Annotated in this window: 19 protein-coding genes and 1 pseudogene; 14 read left to right on the top strand and 6 right to left on the bottom strand. The window is 42.4% G+C overall.

Annotated features, from left to right (window positions below; all coding sequences use genetic code 11):
- Positions 1-155: 155 nt before the first annotated feature.
- From LKD46_RS07020 to LKD46_RS07035, 4 genes are read right to left on the bottom strand one after another with little or no spacing between them, the layout of a single operon-like run.
- Entirely contained in the window at positions 156-1,019 is an 864-nt protein-coding gene (locus LKD46_RS07020) for a TylF/MycF/NovP-related O-methyltransferase (protein ID WP_227573954.1), read from the bottom strand.
- A complete protein-coding gene (locus LKD46_RS07025) occupies positions 1,016-2,041 on the bottom strand; it encodes an XdhC family protein (RefSeq protein ID WP_110103572.1) in 1,026 nt (341 codons plus the stop codon). Before LKD46_RS07025 ends, LKD46_RS07020 begins: the two co-directional genes overlap by 4 nt.
- 31 nt (positions 2,042-2,072) lie before the next feature.
- Positions 2,073-3,146 carry a histidine phosphatase family protein gene (locus tag LKD46_RS07030; RefSeq protein ID WP_110103573.1) on the bottom strand — a complete coding sequence of 358 codons (1,074 nt, stop codon included), beginning with the start codon at positions 3,144-3,146 and terminating at the stop codon, positions 2,073-2,075.
- Positions 3,139-4,071 carry an NTP transferase domain-containing protein gene (locus tag LKD46_RS07035; protein ID WP_227573955.1) on the bottom strand — a complete coding sequence of 311 codons (933 nt, stop codon included), beginning with the start codon at positions 4,069-4,071 and terminating at the stop codon, positions 3,139-3,141. Before LKD46_RS07035 ends, LKD46_RS07030 begins: the two co-directional genes overlap by 8 nt.
- 209 nt (positions 4,072-4,280) lie before the next feature.
- Between LKD46_RS07035 and LKD46_RS07040 the strand changes: the two genes are divergently transcribed.
- The 8 genes from LKD46_RS07040 to LKD46_RS07075 all read left to right on the top strand — a co-directional run bounded on the left by LKD46_RS07040 (position 4,281) and on the right by LKD46_RS07075 (position 13,447).
- Entirely contained in the window at positions 4,281-4,541 is a 261-nt protein-coding gene (locus LKD46_RS07040) for a hypothetical protein (RefSeq protein WP_015526497.1), read from the top strand.
- Between the two features lie 36 nt (positions 4,542-4,577).
- Positions 4,578-7,340 (top strand): molybdopterin-dependent aldehyde oxidoreductase, encoded by a 2,763-nt coding sequence (locus LKD46_RS07045; protein WP_110103575.1) that lies wholly within the window; start codon positions 4,578-4,580, stop codon positions 7,338-7,340.
- 101 nt (positions 7,341-7,441) lie between these two features.
- Entirely contained in the window at positions 7,442-9,736 is a 2,295-nt protein-coding gene (locus tag LKD46_RS07050) for a pyridine nucleotide-disulfide oxidoreductase/dicluster-binding protein (RefSeq protein WP_110103576.1), read from the top strand.
- On the top strand, positions 9,736-9,957 hold the full coding sequence (locus tag LKD46_RS07055; protein WP_005427475.1) for a DVU_1557 family redox protein: 222 nt from the start codon (positions 9,736-9,738) through the stop codon (positions 9,955-9,957). The genes LKD46_RS07050 and LKD46_RS07055 overlap by 1 nt, the downstream gene beginning before the upstream one ends.
- Positions 9,958-10,491, top strand: coding sequence for a class I SAM-dependent methyltransferase (locus tag LKD46_RS07060; RefSeq protein ID WP_110103577.1), 534 nt, complete (start codon positions 9,958-9,960; stop codon positions 10,489-10,491).
- A 3-nt stretch (positions 10,492-10,494) separates the two neighbouring features.
- Positions 10,495-10,929, top strand: coding sequence for a DVU_1555 family C-GCAxxG-C-C protein (locus LKD46_RS07065; protein WP_021650124.1), 435 nt, complete (start codon positions 10,495-10,497; stop codon positions 10,927-10,929).
- Entirely contained in the window at positions 10,926-12,251 is a 1,326-nt protein-coding gene (gene trsS / locus LKD46_RS07070) for a radical SAM (seleno)protein TrsS (RefSeq protein ID WP_110103578.1), read from the top strand. Before LKD46_RS07065 ends, trsS begins: the two co-directional genes overlap by 4 nt.
- 20 nt (positions 12,252-12,271) lie before the next feature.
- Positions 12,272-13,447 carry a DVU_1553 family AMP-dependent CoA ligase gene (locus LKD46_RS07075; RefSeq protein ID WP_015526491.1) on the top strand — a complete coding sequence of 392 codons (1,176 nt, stop codon included), beginning with the start codon at positions 12,272-12,274 and terminating at the stop codon, positions 13,445-13,447.
- A gap of 33 nt (positions 13,448-13,480) precedes the next feature.
- On the opposite strand, the gene LKD46_RS07080 is transcribed toward LKD46_RS07075, so the two are convergent.
- A complete protein-coding gene (locus LKD46_RS07080; protein ID WP_059086549.1) occupies positions 13,481-14,212 on the bottom strand; it encodes a DUF5714 domain-containing protein in 732 nt (243 codons plus the stop codon).
- A 330-nt stretch (positions 14,213-14,542) separates the two neighbouring features.
- Here LKD46_RS07080 and LKD46_RS07085 point away from each other — a divergent pair, with 330 nt between their 5' ends.
- Entirely contained in the window at positions 14,543-14,785 is a 243-nt protein-coding gene (locus LKD46_RS07085; RefSeq protein WP_015526489.1) for a cation-transporting P-type ATPase, read from the top strand.
- Between the two features lie 30 nt (positions 14,786-14,815).
- Here LKD46_RS07085 and LKD46_RS07090 read toward each other — a convergent pair whose 3' ends face one another.
- On the bottom strand, positions 14,816-15,019 hold the full coding sequence (locus LKD46_RS07090) for a hypothetical protein (RefSeq protein WP_044960377.1): 204 nt from the start codon (positions 15,017-15,019) through the stop codon (positions 14,816-14,818).
- A gap of 177 nt (positions 15,020-15,196) precedes the next feature.
- Here LKD46_RS07090 and LKD46_RS16755 point away from each other — a divergent pair.
- The 5 genes and pseudogenes from LKD46_RS16755 to LKD46_RS07110 all read left to right on the top strand — a co-directional run.
- A pseudogene (locus tag LKD46_RS16755) lies at positions 15,197-15,265 on the top strand (LPS biosynthesis protein); the annotation flags it as partial.
- A gap of 123 nt (positions 15,266-15,388) precedes the next feature.
- Entirely contained in the window at positions 15,389-15,826 is a 438-nt protein-coding gene (locus LKD46_RS07095) for a radical SAM mobile pair system MarR family transcriptional regulator (RefSeq protein ID WP_005608550.1), read from the top strand.
- Complete coding sequence (locus tag LKD46_RS07100; protein WP_110104282.1) at positions 15,823-16,512, top strand: radical SAM mobile pair protein A; 690 nt, start codon at positions 15,823-15,825, stop codon at positions 16,510-16,512. Before LKD46_RS07095 ends, LKD46_RS07100 begins: the two co-directional genes overlap by 4 nt.
- On the top strand, positions 16,500-17,408 hold the full coding sequence (locus LKD46_RS07105; RefSeq protein ID WP_021650118.1) for a radical SAM mobile pair protein B: 909 nt from the start codon (positions 16,500-16,502) through the stop codon (positions 17,406-17,408). The genes LKD46_RS07100 and LKD46_RS07105 overlap by 13 nt, the downstream gene beginning before the upstream one ends.
- Before the next feature lie 63 nt (positions 17,409-17,471).
- Positions 17,472-17,681: a DUF6219 family protein gene (locus LKD46_RS07110; protein ID WP_008392833.1), complete on the top strand. Its 210-nt coding sequence runs from the start codon at positions 17,472-17,474 to the stop codon at positions 17,679-17,681.
- The last annotated feature ends 74 nt before the right edge of the window (positions 17,682-17,755 follow it).

A 17,755-nucleotide genomic window follows, 5' to 3' on the forward strand; every position in this document is an offset into this window, starting at 1 on the left:
AATACTGTAGGAATTTTTGTTTGTTATACGGAATCCAATGAGGGATATTTTCAGAATATTAACGATTCTGATACATATTTAAAGACTGAAGGGTATCTCGTAAAATAGTATAATACAGAAGGCGTATAGGATTATGAAAGGCTTCCAATTAGGTTTTAAATGATTTTTCGGATAATAGCACTTCCATGCAGATCGCATACAGGATCTGCAAACAGGTGGTGTTTCAGGCAGAATTCGTCTACAGCTTTGTTACATCCGGAAAACTGGGTACTGTATACGTCATGGATCAGGAGAACTCCGCCGATAGACAGACGTTCATAAAACAGAGGTAATGCAGCAGCAGTTGGAGCATAGAGATCTGCATCTAATGATACGAAACAGAAAGTTTCATCGGTAATATCGGAAAAAGTATCCGGAAACCATCCTTTATAGATGATCACATGTGATGGATCAGGCATGATGCGAAGAACAGAATCTACATCTGTAGAAGAAAAGTCACCTGTTTTAGCGCGAGACAGATGCCTGGAGGTTTCTACGGCAATATCTTTTTCTGAAAAGCCTTCAAAAGTATCAAAAAGATGTATTTTTCGATCCGGAAAGGCCGTACTGATCAGGCAAGAAAAATCACCCTGGAAAACACCAAGTTCTGCCACATCTCCAGGGATATTTTGTTGATGCATCTGTTCGGCTAAAAGGCGCATAACCGCAACCCGTGCATCGAACATGCGAAGTGCAGAAGGATCACAAAATGAACCGTGATAGCCCAAGTGCTCCATCTGCTGCATCATAGAACCACGCCGCTCTTCATCCAATACACCAAGAATAATCAGATCAGGAAGAAGAGCAGCGGCCTTTGATGGAGAACAGATTGGGATATTACCAATAAATTGTCCATGTTTGCGCGGATCATTATCGGCAAAGCACATGATCTGATAGGAATTTCCAAGAAGTCGGGCAGTCATCTGCCCAATCTGTCCGGCACCGAATATAATAGTTTTGTAGACATGTTTTGTCATCATTTCATAGCAGCCTTTCTTTCAGCTCGAACCTGAATCATTTGTCCTGTGATAGATATTGCGATTTCAGCAGGTGTTTCTGCTTTAATATTAAGTCCCACAGGCGTGATAATACGGTCTAATTCTCGCTCATCGATTCCATACTCTTCTACGAGACGATGAAATACACCAGCTCTTTTGGCGAGACTTCCAATGACGCCGATATAGCATGCAGGTGTGGCAAGAAGTTGTGCCTGCACAATCGTATCATAGGCATGACCTCGTGTCATGACACAGCAATAATCAGCATCTGTGATAGAAATGCTCTGATCCAGATGATCAAAATCGCAAAGGATTGTCTCCGCTGCATCCGGGAAAAGAGCAGGATCTGTAAATTCCGGACGGTCATCCAGAACGATGCAGTGAAAGTCAACACTTGCAAGTATTGGTACCAGCTTTTGTGAAACATGCCCGCCTCCAAATACATAGACAGTTCCGGATGTACCGATTTGTTCTGTAAACAGGTCACAGGTTTCATTGCGATGACGGCATGGTCTTGCAGATAAGGAAGATAAGATGGAAGAAGGAACATCAGCATTTCCAGTCAATCCATAGGATGCACTGTAAAGACTCATACCGGATGTAACATGAAGATCACAGATCAGCCAGAAATCTTTTCGTTCTTTATATAATGTCTCAGCAGTTACGGCAAGTTCCATAATAATAGGGTCATTATGATCCAGATACTGGAAAAATGCGGTAACATCACCACCACAAATCATACCGATATTTTCAACATCTTTGCGATTCAACCGGAATTCATGTTCACAGGATTCTTTCTTTTCAAGAATATCAAGTGCCATAAGCTCTGCACGATATTCGACAGAACCTCCGCCTATGGTTCCGGCAATTCGGCCTTTTTTTCCAACCAACATACGGGAACCGGCACCTCTTGGCGTTGATCCTGAGGAAGCAACGATGGATGCAAGCACAAGGTCGTTTCCTTTTTGAAATTCTTGTTGTATGATCTGAAATAAAGTTCTCATATATAAAACACCTCCTGTAATTTTCTATAAGTCATATCGTCATGTGACAGATGGTCTGTATCATATTTTGCAGATCAAGAGCCTGTTTAAGCTGTCGTTCATGAGATTTCAAAGCTTCGGGACTGTTACATTTACACAGACTTTCCGCAAATCGTTTTTCGATGGTTACACGTTCGGTTTCCTGAATTAGTTTATCTGATAAAAAGACGATAGCCGCTTCATTCAGAAGTGTCTTCTGTAAACCATGATGTTGTGAAATAATCTGACTGATTTCAGTATAGCCTAATTGTAAGAAAAGATCACCACCTGTTTTGGTGTGATGTTTTTGAAGTCTGGCAATATCGTGAAGGAGTGCTCCGGAGCGAATCAGTTTTTTATTAAAAAAGTAACCATGAGATTCCAGCAGATCGCAGAAATGGCAAGCCAATTCAGTCACTGCATCACTGTGCGCTTGTACATGATGAGGAAGAGACACCGAATCGCGAAGCATCCGGCATAGTTCGTCATGCAAGTCAGGATGAGGCAGCAGGTAAGTCAAATCGGATAAGACAACATGATCGTTATCGTCTGTGTTCAGATGATAATAGGAACCACATGGAAGACGAAAATACTGTCTGGCATGCTGTTTTGAATCAAGCAAATACAGATAAGAAGAAATTACATCTGTATGAGCAACAATCGCAATATCACCCTCAGAAGAACGAAGAATCTCATAAATTGCCTGCGAAAAACGCATGCCAGATGCGAAAGGAGTTTCTGCTCCTGGAATCGGGTAATCAGGATTCATTCCACGTGCTTCATATATGTCCGGCCATCTTTTGCGTATCTCATCAAATGAAAGACCATCCCATTCTCCCAGATTTCGTTCTGTTAAATCTGAGATAGTGATATGTGGAAGATCAGGTGTGATATGTGCAGCCGTTTCCATAGCTCTTGACAAAGGACTGCAGTAAACAGCAGTTATTTTATCATCCAGTTCTCCGTGAAGAAGGACTGACTGCAGATGTCCAAGCATAGATAAAGAAAAATCAGTCTGACCGATACAGTAAGAATGTTCATCTGGATATTGTGGTTTTCCGTGTCGAATAAGATAAAGATTACGCATTGAAAAATCCTCTGAAACACTTTTCAAATATTGCTTCGGAACAGGTACGTGTTTCCTCTGAAAAACGGGCATATCGCTTCAAAAATTCTTCTCCGTATGGTGTCAGCTCACTGTGACTGCCCTTTACACCGCCCTGACTTCGAATAATCAGCGGTTCATGAAGCTGAGATTCTAATGTATGGATCAGATTCCAGCTGGTGGAGTAGGAAATGTGCATGCGTTCGCAGGCATCACGAACAGATCCTGTTTCATGAATCAGTGTAAGCAGCGAATAGAGCTGTTCATCAAAGAAGACCTTTTCCCGTGCCAGCTGAATCTGAATCTCTGAACGGATCAGACTTTGATTGTGTGCACGAAGAAGTTCTGCATAATCCTCTGGTGTATCCGCATCATGAATGATTCCAGGATCTTCTACATTTAAACAATACATGGGAGTTCCACAATGTTCTACAGCACCCTTCAGACCAGTGTTTCCATCATTGCTTAAAATGGACTCAATTAATGAGGAACGAATCAGGATCGGATGACCTGGAGTTCCGTTACAGACCGGAGTGACAAGAGGCTGTCCAAGAGAAAGCATTTGTGTAACGGTATGTGCTGTGAATAGTGGAACATCTACAGGTGTAAAGAGTACCGTATCCACTTTGTCTTTTAAATATTCCAGTCCAATCCTGACAGAATCAAACATATGAGTAGTTTCATAGTCCTCATTTCGAAGAAAAATAACATGATTGGAAGCAAGGTGGCGTTCTAGAGCATCCGCATTGTATCCGGTTACCACTACTATTTTAGAGATTCCGGCCTGCCGGAAGTTATTAATCACACGCTGCGCGATGGAAATGGATCCAAGCTGAAGCATGGGCTTGAAGTCTCCCATTCGTGACGATTTCCCTGCAGCTACGATGAGAGCACCTGTCTGCATCATAGATACCTCCTAAAAATAACATTGTACAAATTTGACATTATTATAGCATGAAAAGTGAGGATAAATAGTAAAATTTTTAAATAAAGTAATAAAAACAATATAAAAAAGGACGAAAATAGCCAACTAATAATTATTTACAATTTGTAAAACTGTACAAAATTATGATAACATGAAATTATACAAAATAATGTAAACAGGAGAACGTTTCCATGGATAAGATTTTTGAAATTACCGCAAAAGAAGTTACGATACAGGTAAAAGATGAGCGCACAGGAGAGCAATACAGTCGGACACTTCCGATTGATTATTATGAGAATGCGAATGTTTTAAAACTCAGCGGTGAGAATCTGGACGGAAGCAGCTCTTCCATTGTTTTCTATTCTGTCAGAGGAATGGAAAGACTTAAAGATCTGACGGGTAAGGGAGCCGATCATGATCCATGCGGAACACATAAGTCAGAAGATTTGTAACATCGGAACGTGTATTTTTTAAAGGAGGAATGAAACATGATTAAAAAGACATTGAAGATCAATGGTGTGGAGCGAATCCTTATTCTTGATAAGGATGAGACACTGGCTCAGGTACTTCGTGAGCATCTTCTTCTTACAGGATGTAAGATCGGTTGTGGAGAAGGTCATTGCGGAGCATGTAATGTTATTATGAACGGAAAAGTTACAAGATCCTGTATTTACAAGATGAGCCGTGTTCCGGACAATGCAGAGATCACAACAATCGAGGGTGTGGGAACAATTTCTGATATGCATCCGATACAGGTTGCATGGATGGCATATGGATGTGCACAGTGTGGTTTCTGTTCACCAGGTTTTATTATTTCAGCAAAGGTTCTTCTCGATAATAATCCGAGCCCTACCCGTGAAGAAGTGAGGGACTGGTTTAACAAGCAGCGTAATCTCTGTCGTTGTACAGGTTACAAGCCGCTTATCGATGCGACCATGGCGGCAGCAGCAGTTATGCGTGGCGAGATGACCAAAGAAGACCTCGTATTCAAGCAGACAGGTGATTCTATTGTCGGTACAAACTATATCCGTCCATCAGCAGCACAGAAGGTAACAGGTACCTGGGATTTCGGTGCAGATGATGCATTAAAGATGCCGGAGGGAACTCTTCGTCTTGCACTTACACAGGCCAAGGTTTCTCACGCAAATATTCTCAGTATCGATACAACAGAAGCAGAGAGTATGCCGGGAGTTGTTCGTGTTATTACAGCGAAGGACATTAAGGCAGCAGGCGGAACCAACAAGATCAATGGTCTTGTAATGCTTCCGAAACACAATAAGACAGACGGATTTGAGCGTCCTGTACTCTGCGACGAAAAGATCTTTCAGTTTGGTGATGCGATTGCGATCGTAGCTGCCGACACAGAAGAGCATGCACGTGCAGCAGCAGATGCAGTTAAGGTGGAGATCGAAGAACTTCCTGCATATATGAACGCAATGGATGCAATCGCACCGGATGCAGCAGAGATCCATCCTGGTACTCCAAACGCATTTTTTGAGACAAACTGTATCAAGGGACCGGACTTTGACTGGGACAGCATTCCGGATTCACAGCAGGTTGAGATCGAGTCCTACTGTTCACGCCAGCCTCATCTTCACCTTGAGCCGGACTGTGGTTATGGATATATTGATGAAGACGGTATGATAACAGTGCATTCCAAATCTATCGGTATACATCTTCATATGCCTATGATCGCAGATGGTATCGGTGTACCAATGGAAAACTTAAGACTTGTTCAGAACCATGCAGGCGGAACATTTGGTTACAAGTTCTCACCGACAAATGAGGCTCTGATTGGTGCAGCTGTTAAGATTCTGGAACGTCCGGTATCGCTGGTATTTAATCAGTTCCAGAACATTACTTATACAGGAAAGAGATCTCCTGCATTTATGAATATTAAGCTTGCAGCAGATGAAAATGGTAAACTCTTAGCACTTTGGGGTAACAACTATGTAGATCACGGTCCATATTCAGAATTTGGCGATCTGCTTACCATGAGACTTTCTCAGTTTACAGGCGCAGGTTATGGAATTAATTCTATTCGTAATAAATCAACAACCGTATTTACAAACCATGCATGGGGCTCCGCATTCCGTGCTTATGGTTCACCACAGTCTTATATGGGATCTGAGATTGCGATTGACGTGCTGGCAGCTAAGATGGGAATCGATCCGTTTGATATCCGTGAAATGAACTGCTATAAAGAATCAGAGGGCACTACCATCCCGACAGGTTATCCACCGGAGGTATATTGTGAGGAAGATTTGTTTAAGAAAGCACGTCCATTGTATGAAGCGGCGAAAAAACGTGTTGCCGAAAAGAATGCAGCTTCTGACGGAAAGATGAAATATGGTATCGGTGTATCTCTTGGAGTATACGGTTGTGGTCTTGATGGTGTTGATACATCAAATGCATTTGCAGAATTAAATCCGGATGGAACCGTTACGATGTATGCTGCATGGGAAGATCATGGACAGGGGGCTGATATGGGTGTTCTTGTATCATCTCATGAAACACTGCGTCAGGCAGGAATCAGACCGGAACAGATTAAACTGGTTATGAATGATACGAAGACATGTCCGAATGCAGGACCTGCAGGAGGATCACGCTCACAGGTTATGTCAGGTAATGCATGTCGTCTGGCTGCAGAAAATCTTGTAGCAGCAATGAAGAAAGAAGACGGAACATTCCGTACTTATGATGAGATGGTAGCAGAAGGGCTTGCAACAAAATATGAAGGTAACTGGGTAACTACATTCTGTGCAGATCATCCGATCGATCAGGATACCGCACAGGGCGATCCATTTGCAACTTATATGTATACTATCTTCCTGCCGGAAGTTGCTGTTAATATAGAAACAGGTAAAGTTACCGTTGAGAAATTTACTTGCGTAGCTGACGTAGGTACGATCATGAACAGACTTCTTGTAGAAGGTAATTTCTATGGTGGTCTTGTACAGGGTATCGGTCTTGCTCTTTCGGAAGATTTTGAAGATTTGAACCATGACACCACTTTGAAGAATTGTGGTATTCCATATCCAAAGGATGCTCCGGATGATATTGAACTTCACTTCAATGAAACATATCGTCCAAGTGGTCCTTACGGTGCGGCTGGTTGTGGTGAGGCTCCACTGGATGCTCCACATCCTGCAATCCTGAATGCAATCTTTAATGCGACAGGTGCACGTATTACACGTATCCCTGCCCGTCCGGAAAGGGTTCTTGCAGCATTAAAAGAACTTGAGAAATAAGCTTAATTCATAATGTGGTTGGAGTAAAAGCTGCCAACTGTGATATAATCAGGGGAGACGGGAAACTGCCTCCCCTTTACAGACGAAAGGAGTATCAGGTTATGACATACATACAGGAGAGAGGTTCTACTCACGTTTATCATGTAAATCGAATGTCAAAAGAAGAGATGGATCATATGATCAGTCTCTGCGTCCATGAACAGCCGGCCTACTGTGTTGCAGCCTGTCCTTTCAAAATGGATACAAAAGAGATGCTGTATTATGCTGCAAAAGGAAATTTTAAGAAAGCGTTGGCAATTTATGAGAAAATTACACCATTTCCAATGATTCTCTGTGATGGATGTACGGCACCTTGCGAAGATAATTGCAAGCTTTGTGAACTTGGTGATGGTGTCTCCATACGAGAAGTAGAACGTGCGATTGTCCGGTATGGAGAACCGGGAAGAAGAAGCAGTGTATTCCGCATGAGAAAGAAGAAAAAGGCAGCAATCTTTGGTTCTGGATTATTTCCACTGTTTCTTGCGGGGGAACTGGAAAAGAAAATGTATCCTACGACGATTTATTGTAAGGAAGAAGATTATGAAAGCTATATTGCAGCGGCAGCCGGACATCTTTTGGAATCAGACCGCAGCAATGAAGCGAAACGTCTGAAATCTATGGATCTTTCTTTTGAATTTGGATGCAGTTTGAATCTTTCGTTTATCAGAGAAAAAATGGAACTGGCAGATGTGGTATGCGCATCAGAAGAAGTGGCAAAAATGTTAGCTCCGGAAGAAGCAGCAGATGTCGAGATTATGTTAAGAGAACAGGCAAAGATTGTCAGCGGACCTGCGGAATCTGTGATGGATGCGGCTTTTGCCGCAAAGCGGGCAGCTTTGACAGTGGATCTTCTGGTACAGAATTTATCGCCGCACAGCAACAGAGGCAGTGAAGGAGCAGTGACTACCAAGCTTTATACGAACATGGAAGGAATCCATGGATCGAATAAGATTTTCTGTGGTCAGGATGGGTATTCAAAAGAAGAAGCTGTAGAAGAAGCAAAACGATGTATTCAGTGTCATTGTGACGAATGCATGAAAGGCTGTGTGTATTTAAGTGAATATCAAAAACATCCGGGTTTATTAGCCCGTGAGATCTATAATAATACTCAGATTATCATGGGAGATCATCCGATGAACAAACCGATGAATGCCTGTGCCCTCTGTGGACAGTGTACGGTGATCTGTCCGAATGGATTTGATATGAGTCAGGTGTGTAAGTCAGCAAGAGAAAATATGGTATCCACAGATAAGATGCCGCTGGCGCCACATGAATTTGCACTGATGGACATGTTATTTTCAAATTCAGAGGCTTTTTTAAGCAGACCCCAGCCGGGATATGAAACTTGCAGATATGTATTTTTCCCGGGCTGTCAGGCAGGGGCGATAGCGCCGGATGTGGTTATGCAGGCATACGAAGATTTAAGTAATCGGGTAGATAGAGGTGTTGCTCTGATGCTGGGATGCTGTGGTGCAATCAGCGAATGGGCGGGCCGCTATGAAATGACAGAAAAAGTAAATGAGCAGCTGAAACAGGAACTGGCCAAGCTTGGTGATCCGATCATCATTGCAGGCTGTCCAAGCTGCATGAAGCAGCTAAAAGAAAGTATTGGAGCACATGTTATAGGAATCTGGGAAATTTTGAGAGAAATCGGACTTCCACAGCAGGCGAAAGGACTGGAGATACCGGTTGCCATACATGATGCCTGTGGTGCCAGAGGGGATGCACAGACACAAGATATGATACGACAACTTTTGTCGGATATGGGATGTATCGTTGAAGATACAGAATATTCCAGAGATTTGTCTCCATGTTGTGGATATGGAGGTCTGACGGCATATGCCAATAAAGATATGGCAGCGAAAATGACAGAAAAGTGTCTGGAACGTTCCGATGCACCATATATTACATACTGCATGGCATGCAGAGACCGATTTGCCAGAGAGGGAAGAGAATCCAGACATATCATGGAACTTCTGTATGGTGCAAATGCCAGCAACATGCCTGATATCAGTGAGAAACGCTACAACAGGCTCATATTGAAACAGACACTTTTAAAAAACATCTGGAATGAGGAACCGATCATGGAGAAAAAAGACTATACTGTTGCCTATACAGAAGAGGCAATCCATATGATGGATGAGCGCATGATACTGAAAAGTGATGTGGAACGTGTGTTATCAGATTACAGAGAAAATCAGGAAGCAATCCTGGATGAAGAAACAAAAGAACTGGTGACAAGAAGCAGACTGGGAAATGTCACATTCTGGGTGCGGTTTGTGGAAACAGAAGACGGATATCTGGTACACAGAGCATACAGTCATCGAATGAATATTATGAAAAGGGTGGGACAGTAATGGCAGTAGAAAGAACATATTATACGATTGATCCGGAAGGAAAGCTGACCTGCATGAAATGTAAGGTTCCTCTTGTAAAAGGAAAAGCAAAATTTATGTATCTGGAAAATGGGTTTCCTGTGGAAATGCCTGTCTGTCCAAAGTGTGGGTTTGTGTATGTTCCGGAAGAACTCGCACTTGGAAAAGTGCTCGCGGTGGAGCGTGCACTGGAGGATAAATAGATGAACAGGCATCCGGGAGGGGAAGCGCAGACGCTTCATCTTCTGGAGAACATAGAATGGAAAAAAGAAATGAAAGCACTGGATCTTGGAGCAGGAGAAGGAGACACGGTTCGAATCCTGAAATCATTTGGGCTGGAAGCACATGGCGTGGATCTTTTCCCACGGGGCAGTGATGTGGAAATTGGCGATTTTCTGCATTTGCAGTATTCATCAGACAGTATAGATCTTTGCATCAGCCAGTGTGCATTTTTTGTTAGCAGAGATCAGAAAAATGCACTATCTGAATGCTGGCGCGTTTTGAAAAAGGGAGGTTTTCTTTTATTGTCAGATCTGGATACCGGAAATCTTTTGAAAATGGCAGAACAGACAGGATTTACCATTCTCCGGCAGGAGGATCAGACGTTACTTTGGCGGGAATATTATCTGGAAGCAATCTGGAATGATTCGTTCTGCTGCGAAGAGTATAAGCTTCTGCAGAAAGAATATAAAGGAAAGAAGCTGCGCTATACCATGTTGGTTGGCAGAAAGGAGTAGCACATGGATCTTTATGAAAGAATCATAGAACTTAGCAGTATGGGTTATCATTGCTCACAAATGGTTATGATTATGACACTGGAAGCCATAGGTGAGGAAAATCCACAGCTTGTAAAGGCTCTGGGAGGTCTTGGCGGTGGGATCGGTTACTGTGGAGATACCTGTGGCTGCCTGACAGGAGGAGCCTGTGCGATAGGTTTGTTCCTTGGCAATCTGGCTCCGCAGGAGAAAGAAGATATACAGATGAAACCGGCTGTGCAGGAATTATATCAGTGGTTCCATAAGAAGACCGAAGAAGAATTTGGTGCTTTTTATTGTAAGGATATCACTTCTAATTTGGATTGGGGAGTGATTATGGAGCAATGTCCTGCGCTGATTGCAGATACTTATACGAAAGTGATAGAAATACTGACAGAACGGGGAATATTGGAACTATGATTACGCTGGGTAAAACAAAAAGTGTATGCCCGATATGTATGAAAGTACTTACGGCTAAAAAATGTATCGGTGAAGATGGCATTTATCTGGTGAAAGAATGTGATATCCACGGAAAGTTTCAGACACTGATCTGGGAAGGAACGGCAGCAGAGTATCTTTCCTGGGGAAGAGAAAACCTGTCTGCGGAGACTCCGGTAAATCCCAAAATCAAAGAGAAATCCTGCCCGGATAATTGTGGACTCTGTGAGGAGCACGAACGAAAAGGCTGTTGTATGATACTGGAAGTGACAAAGCGCTGCAATATACACTGCCCGGTCTGCTTTGCTTCGGCAGGAGAATGTCTGGAAAACGGTGATCTTTCAATTGATGAAATAGAAAAGCAATATGATTTTCTGATGGATCATGGAGGACCATTCAATATTCAGCTCTCAGGTGGAGAACCAACCATGCGGGAGGATCTTCCGGAGATCATACATATGGGTAGAGAAAAAGGGTTTACATTTTTTCAATTGAATACCAATGGAATCCGTCTTGCGCAGGAAGCAGGATATGCCAGAAAACTAAAAAAAGCAGGACTGAATACAGTATTTCTTCAGTTTGACGGTGTCACAGATGATGTGTATCAGACATTGCGCGGACGCTCTATGATAGAACTGAAAGAAAAGGCTGTGTTAAACTGTTCGGAAGCGGAACTGGGAATTGCCCTGGTACCTGTCATTGCGCCAGGAGTAAATGACATGCAGGTTGGAGATATTCTGAAGTTTGCGATGGATCATATGCCATTTGTAAGAGGAGTACATTTCCAGCCGATCAGCTATTTTGGCAGATGTTCTCAGCAGCGTCCACAAGCTCCGATTACCATACCAAAGATGTTGAAGCTGATCGAGGAACAGACTGACGGGCTTATGAAAAGCAAGGATTTCGCCGGTGGTGGAGCAGAGAATCCATACTGTTCTTTTCATGCAAGTTATCTGAAAAAAGGTGAGAGGGAACTGAAACTTTTGGAAAAGAAATCAGGCAGAGGATGTTGTTGTACTACCAGCGATAATTCCAGACAGTATGTGGAAAATCAGTGGAGCTATAGCACAAAAAAATTTGATGATGGAGAAATGACACAGACAGATGCGCTGGATGAATTCCTGATCCGGGTTCATAATGAAACTTTTGCAGTATCAGGGATGATTTTTCAGGATGCATGGAATCTGGATCTTGAACGTCTGAAAAGATGTTATATCTGCGAGGTGGATTCTGATTATGGAATGGTGCCGTTTTGTGCATATAATCTGACGAATTCGAAAGGAATATATTTATACAGAAAGTGAAACGATCGAATATAGATGCAATGATCTGTAAGCAGGAAGGTATTACAGAGATTACAAGAGATGAAATACACAGAATACAGCTGGAGAAATTAAATATTGTACTGAAGAGAGAGAAAGAACGAGAGGGTTTTTACCGAGATTTGCCGGAAAGACTGGAAAGCCTGATAGATTTGAGAAGCCTTCCTTTTACGACAGAAACAGATCTGGCACGAGATGGAGGCAGGATGCTGCTTTGCTCCCAGGGGGAAGTCCAGAAAGTGATATCAGAACAGACAAGCGGAACTACCGGTGCCGGTAAACGTGTATTCTATACAGAGGGAGACTGTGAACACACCATAGAACTTTTTATGGCAGGTCTGGGTGAATTTATTTATCCTGGAAGTATAACGATGGTGGCTATGCCATTTTCAGGTCCTTTTGGATTAGGAGAACTGATCGCGGAGGCAATCAGACGTCTGGGAGCAAAACCTCTTTCAACCGGGACAGGAAGAACTTATGGCGAACTGAACAGGATTCTGGAAGAGGAGCAGCCGGATACGTATGTGGGAATGCCGACGGCATTGCTTTCCATGCTTCGAATGTGCGGAAAAGGCAGTATAAAAAGAGCACTGGTATCCGGAGATGCCTGTCCGAAAACTGTCATGAAAGCAATCGAAGAAATTCTGCAAACACGACTTTGGCCGCACTATGGTTCTAGAGAGATGGGGCTTGGAGGTGCCATTTGCTGCACGGCGCATGAGGGCATGCATATGCGGGAAAACCATTGTATTACAGAGATTATAGATGAGAACGGAAATGTGCTGCCGGACGGTAAATGGGGAGAACTGGTGATTACAACCATTGGAATGGAAGCACAGCCGTTGATTCGATATCGAACCGGTGACTGGTCAAGGATCATTCCAGGAAGATGCCTCTGTGGAAGTGAAATAAAACGCCTGGACTTTGTAAAGCGGATGGATCCATTGGGAAGTATCAGAGAGATGGATGAATTACTGTTTGAGATTCCGGAACTGGTAGATTATTGTGTGAAAATTGTAGATGGAAAAAAGGAAATTACAGCGCTTTTTACATCGGACAATGGAGAAGAACGAATCAGGAGTGTTTTGGAAGAGAAGGATATTCGTTCATGGAACTGCAAAAAAGCAAAGTGGGAAGATGGGGCGCTGTATCCTGGCAAACGAGTTACAAGGCAGTGATTTCGTGGTATCATGGAATCACTGCCTTGCCTGTTATTCGGGATAGTATGGACAATCTTCCTGGATACATTCGCGATTATCTTCGCAGTATTTACACGTTATAGAAGACAACGGAATGTTTACAGAACAAAACTGACTGTAAAAATGAACGGCTTCTTCAATGGCAATTCTGCTGGTACGTTTGCAGCAGCGAGGTCCACCAACATCTGCCAGTCTGGATAAAATAATGGAAACAAGTTTTTGAGGAAACGGCCATGCATCTTTGTGAAGTGGACTGGATCCAGTCATAACGGACATGAAAATACCGGCTCCGGCAGCAGCTCCACAGACACCCCAGTAACCACAGGTACCGCCCGGAACCTGCTTCGCTCTTTTACAGATTTCAGATAGTGCAGCATCGTAATCCATATGTTCTCCATTATTGCGAAACGCTGTCAGAAGAACGCACGGAACAATTGCATGATGCTCTGGTCCATGCATATGTACAGATGGAAGATCCATAATTTTTTCCAGAAGAAGCAAAGCATCTTTTTCGGTACTGTCTCTGAGCGCTGCGATTACCGGAGCATATGTGCCATAGCTGTGACAGGCATCACAGATAAAGTGACTATTTTCACAGACCGCATTGGTTAATTGCTCTTTATGGCAGATACTACACGTCTGAATAGAGCTTTCAGCACGATACGTAATAGGAGCACCACAAATCAGACATCCGGAAAAATGTTCCGCTTCACCACAACAACAGGAATTATTCGTATGATCCATTTGATTCACCTCCGGAGAATTTATTTTAATAGTGTTAACGATGTAAAAAGTATAACATAAAATGAAAAAGTAATGATAAAGTATCTTGACAATCATGTTACTTTGGGTATATGATTTTATCCAATAAAGGGGAGTAACCTGCGCTTAACAAATTGCGTTTGTGATGTTGTCAGTACGGTGGAAGCATCCGGTATCATAAGGAAATGGTGAGACTTTTATTGCATTTTTTATTATGCAATGAAGGTCTTTTTTTTATATTTTTTTCAAAGAGGTCTTTCATTGCATAAGAAATTCAGGTAGTAAATACTTAGAAACGATGAGGCGGAAGTGATGAAGGAAATTTATCAGCAGACGGTAGAAGAGGTTCTTGAAAGGGTGAATGGCAAGAAATCTGGGCTTACAAGTGAACAGGTGAAAAGATCCAGAGAAAAGTGTGGGTGGAATGAACTTACAGAAGGAAAGAAGAAAGGTATCCTGCAGATTTTCTTTGAAGGAGCTGTCTATTTCCCGACAGCTCCTTTTCTTGTATTCATTCGGCTGATACAAAGCGACAAAGCCGGCACAATATCATAAGTAATATATAAAACTCTGATGTACATGTGATTAAAAAGAATCAATCATATGCATTAGCCGCTCATGAAAAATATCTCTTTCTTCGTAAATTTTTTCTAACTCTTTTTCAGTAAACAATGCATAGGCGCTATCAGGAACAGCTGTTAATCCATCACAGGTAAATGGTATACGTCGCCCACCTCTGAAAATGGCTGCTTCCCAGTACTTTTTTCTAAAATATTTAATTATTCCCATGTAGTACCATCTCTTTCCCATATTTGTTATTGACGTTCTGGCAAATAAAATACTTCTGTTCTTACTATATTATCATCAAAATCCATTTCTACATAATAATCTCGGACAAAATATGATCTCCAGTAATCATGTAGTGAGTAAATTTCCAATGTTTTGAAATCAACAATGCACAATGGAATGTCAGAGTTAACAGAGCATACCTTGGCAAATGAAATAGAAGCTCCACATGAGATTTTAAGAAAATAGGCAAGTCAAATTCCAGTTTGGAGAATTGAAAAAATGGAATTTACCTATTAAGACATATAAACTCTTGACAATAAAGCTCCTATATAGTATGTTTTTAATAAACTACTATATAGGAGATTTTGCATGGAAATGAATGGAGGATTTCTTGTCACAAAAATAAAACAGCTTGGAGACCGGATTTTTGAGAAGATTCTCAGTGAAAAGAATATTGATGCGTTTAATGGAGCCCAGGGACGTATTCTTTATGTGCTGTGGCAGGAGGATGGTATCTCAATCAGGTCACTCTCGACTAAATGCGGATTAGCGATAACATCTCTTACTACGATGCTGGAAAGAATGGAAAATCAAGGGCTGATAAGCCGTGTTCAGTCTGAAACGGACAAAAGGAAAACACTCCTGTTTCTGACTGAGAAAGCACATGCCTTAAAGGGCGAGTACGATTCTGTATCTGATGAGATGGGCAGTATTTACTACAAAGGTTTTTCAGAGGAAGAAATTACCCGGTTTGAGAAATGTCTCGACCGCATCAGAAAGAATCTTGAGGAGTGGCAGAAGTCATGAGTATTTGTATCAAAGATCAGATTCAGAACATGAATATCGTCATTGGCTGCACAGTGGGGTGTACATATTGCTATGCCCGCAACAACGTGAAACGCTGGCATATGATTGATGACTTCGCTGACCCTGAATTCTTTCCGGGTAAGCTCAAGATGATGGAAAAGAAACGTCCGCAGAACTTTCTTCTTACCGGGATGAGCGATCTCTCCGGATGGAAGCCGGAATGGAGAGACGAGGTATTTGCAAAGATCCGTGAAAATCCACAGCATCAGTTCCTGTTCCTTACCAAGCGACCTGATTTGCTGGATTTTGATACCGATTTGGAAAACGCATGGTTTGGCGTTACGGTGACGAGGAAAGCAGAACTGTGGCGTATCGACGCCCTTCGGAAAAACGTCAGAGCAAAACATTACCATGTTACCTTTGAGCCGTTATTCGACGATCTCGGCACAGTTGACCTTTCCGGAATCAATTGGATCGTTGTGGGCACCATGACCGGAGCTCAGAGCAGGAAGATTCATACGGAGCCGGAATGGGCATGGTCTCTGGCGGACCAGGCACATAAGCTTGGCATTCCGGTGTTTATGAAGGAAGACCTTGTCCCTATCATAGGGGATGAAAATATGATTCAGGAAATGCCGGAAGAATTTAATAAAGTGTTAGAGGTACAGAAATCATGGAAGAAGTAATAAATGGAATCCTCATTCGTGAGGTGGAAACAAAGAACATCATGACTAAGTCTAGTCTGCCGGTAGGCGGTTACTCGGTCAATCCCTATGTGGGCTGTACACATGCCTGCAAGTATTGCTATGCTTCTTTTATGAAGCGCTTTACCGGGCACAAGGAGGAATGGGGCACTTTCCTTGATGTGAAGCATTGGACGGAAATTAAAAATCCGAAGAAATATGCCGGACAGCGGGTGGTCATCGGTTCTGTGACAGATGGCTACAATCCACAGGAGGAGCAATTCGGGAATACCAGAAAACTTTTGGAGCAGCTGATCGGCAGTGACGCAGATATTCTGATCTGCACAAAGTCGGATCTTGTGGTACGAGATATTGATTTACTGAAGAAGCTTGGACGTGTAACCGTTTCATGGTCAATCAACACACTAGATGAAAATTTTAAGAACGATATGGACTCTGCTTCGAGCATTGAGCACCGTATCGCTGCTATGAAGCAGGTATATGAGGCAGGTATCCGTACAGTCTGTTTCGTATCCCCGGTATTTCCCGGTATCACGGATTTTGAAGCAATCTTTGAGCGGGTAAAGGATCAGTGCGATCTGTTCTGGCTCGAAAATCTCAATCTTCGAGGCGGTTTCAAAAAGACAATTATGAATTATATCGCCGGAAAATATCCTGATCTTGTACCACTTTACGACGAGATCTATAACAAGCATAACCGCAACTACTTTGAAGCACTTGAAGTAAAAGCTGAGAAAATGGCTAAGAAGTATGATTGTGCCTTTGTGGATAATGAAATGCCTTATGGCAGAGTCCCGCAGGGACATCCGGTGATCGTAGATTATTTCTATCATGAGGAAATCCGTGGGACAGAGAATACCGGAAAAAGAAATCGCTAACTTCCAGTTTGTATATATCTTTTAAAAGGTATATGATTAAGAAAAACGGCAGGAGGTATCTGAATGAAATCACATAAATATTGGTCTATCGGTGCACTGATTACAATGCTTGGAACTTTTTATACAGGTTATAAGGGATCAAAAGAAGGCCATAAGTACTTTGCAGCAAGTTCTTTGCTTTGCATGATTATGGCTATTTATACAGGACACAAGATGATTTCTGGTAAAAGTAGGAAGAAAAAAGAAGTTTCAGTAGAGAGTGTTGAAGATTAAAAAACAAAATATTTTAATAAATAACGCCGGTGCGGGATTTTTGATATCCAGTACTGGCGTTATTTATTCTACAG

This window comes from Blautia fusiformis, assembly GCF_020686995.1.
GTDB classification, from domain to species: Bacteria; Bacillota; Clostridia; order Lachnospirales; family Lachnospiraceae; genus Blautia_A; species Blautia_A fusiformis.

Excerpts from the sequence above, each read along its gene's own strand:
- LKD46_RS07075 (WP_015526491.1), top strand. The coding sequence starts at position 12,272 with ATGATCTGTAAGCAGGAAGGTATTACAGAGATTACAAGAGATGAAATA.
- trsS (WP_110103578.1), top strand. The coding sequence starts at position 10,926 with ATGATTACGCTGGGTAAAACAAAAAGTGTATGCCCGATATGTATGAAA.
- LKD46_RS07095 (WP_005608550.1), top strand. The coding sequence starts at position 15,389 with ATGGAAATGAATGGAGGATTTCTTGTCACAAAAATAAAACAGCTTGGA.
- LKD46_RS07030 (WP_110103573.1), bottom strand. The coding sequence starts at position 3,146 with ATGCGTAATCTTTATCTTATTCGACACGGAAAACCACAATATCCAGAT.
- LKD46_RS07040 (WP_015526497.1), top strand. The coding sequence starts at position 4,281 with ATGGATAAGATTTTTGAAATTACCGCAAAAGAAGTTACGATACAGGTA.
- LKD46_RS07080 (WP_059086549.1), bottom strand. The coding sequence starts at position 14,212 with ATGGATCATACGAATAATTCCTGTTGTTGTGGTGAAGCGGAACATTTT.
- LKD46_RS07035 (WP_227573955.1), bottom strand. The coding sequence starts at position 4,071 with ATGATGCAGACAGGTGCTCTCATCGTAGCTGCAGGGAAATCGTCACGA.
- LKD46_RS07055 (WP_005427475.1), top strand. The coding sequence starts at position 9,736 with ATGGCAGTAGAAAGAACATATTATACGATTGATCCGGAAGGAAAGCTG.
- LKD46_RS07060 (WP_110103577.1), top strand. The coding sequence starts at position 9,958 with ATGAACAGGCATCCGGGAGGGGAAGCGCAGACGCTTCATCTTCTGGAG.
- LKD46_RS07025 (WP_110103572.1), bottom strand. The coding sequence starts at position 2,041 with ATGAGAACTTTATTTCAGATCATACAACAAGAATTTCAAAAAGGAAAC.
- LKD46_RS07045 (WP_110103575.1), top strand. The coding sequence starts at position 4,578 with ATGATTAAAAAGACATTGAAGATCAATGGTGTGGAGCGAATCCTTATT.
- LKD46_RS07105 (WP_021650118.1), top strand. The coding sequence starts at position 16,500 with ATGGAAGAAGTAATAAATGGAATCCTCATTCGTGAGGTGGAAACAAAG.
- LKD46_RS07065 (WP_021650124.1), top strand. The coding sequence starts at position 10,495 with ATGGATCTTTATGAAAGAATCATAGAACTTAGCAGTATGGGTTATCAT.
- LKD46_RS07100 (WP_110104282.1), top strand. The coding sequence starts at position 15,823 with ATGAGTATTTGTATCAAAGATCAGATTCAGAACATGAATATCGTCATT.
- LKD46_RS07090 (WP_044960377.1), bottom strand. The coding sequence starts at position 15,019 with ATGGGAATAATTAAATATTTTAGAAAAAAGTACTGGGAAGCAGCCATT.
- LKD46_RS07085 (WP_015526489.1), top strand. The coding sequence starts at position 14,543 with ATGAAGGAAATTTATCAGCAGACGGTAGAAGAGGTTCTTGAAAGGGTG.
- LKD46_RS07110 (WP_008392833.1), top strand. The coding sequence starts at position 17,472 with ATGAAATCACATAAATATTGGTCTATCGGTGCACTGATTACAATGCTT.
- LKD46_RS07020 (WP_227573954.1), bottom strand. The coding sequence starts at position 1,019 with ATGATGACAAAACATGTCTACAAAACTATTATATTCGGTGCCGGACAG.
- LKD46_RS07050 (WP_110103576.1), top strand. The coding sequence starts at position 7,442 with ATGACATACATACAGGAGAGAGGTTCTACTCACGTTTATCATGTAAAT.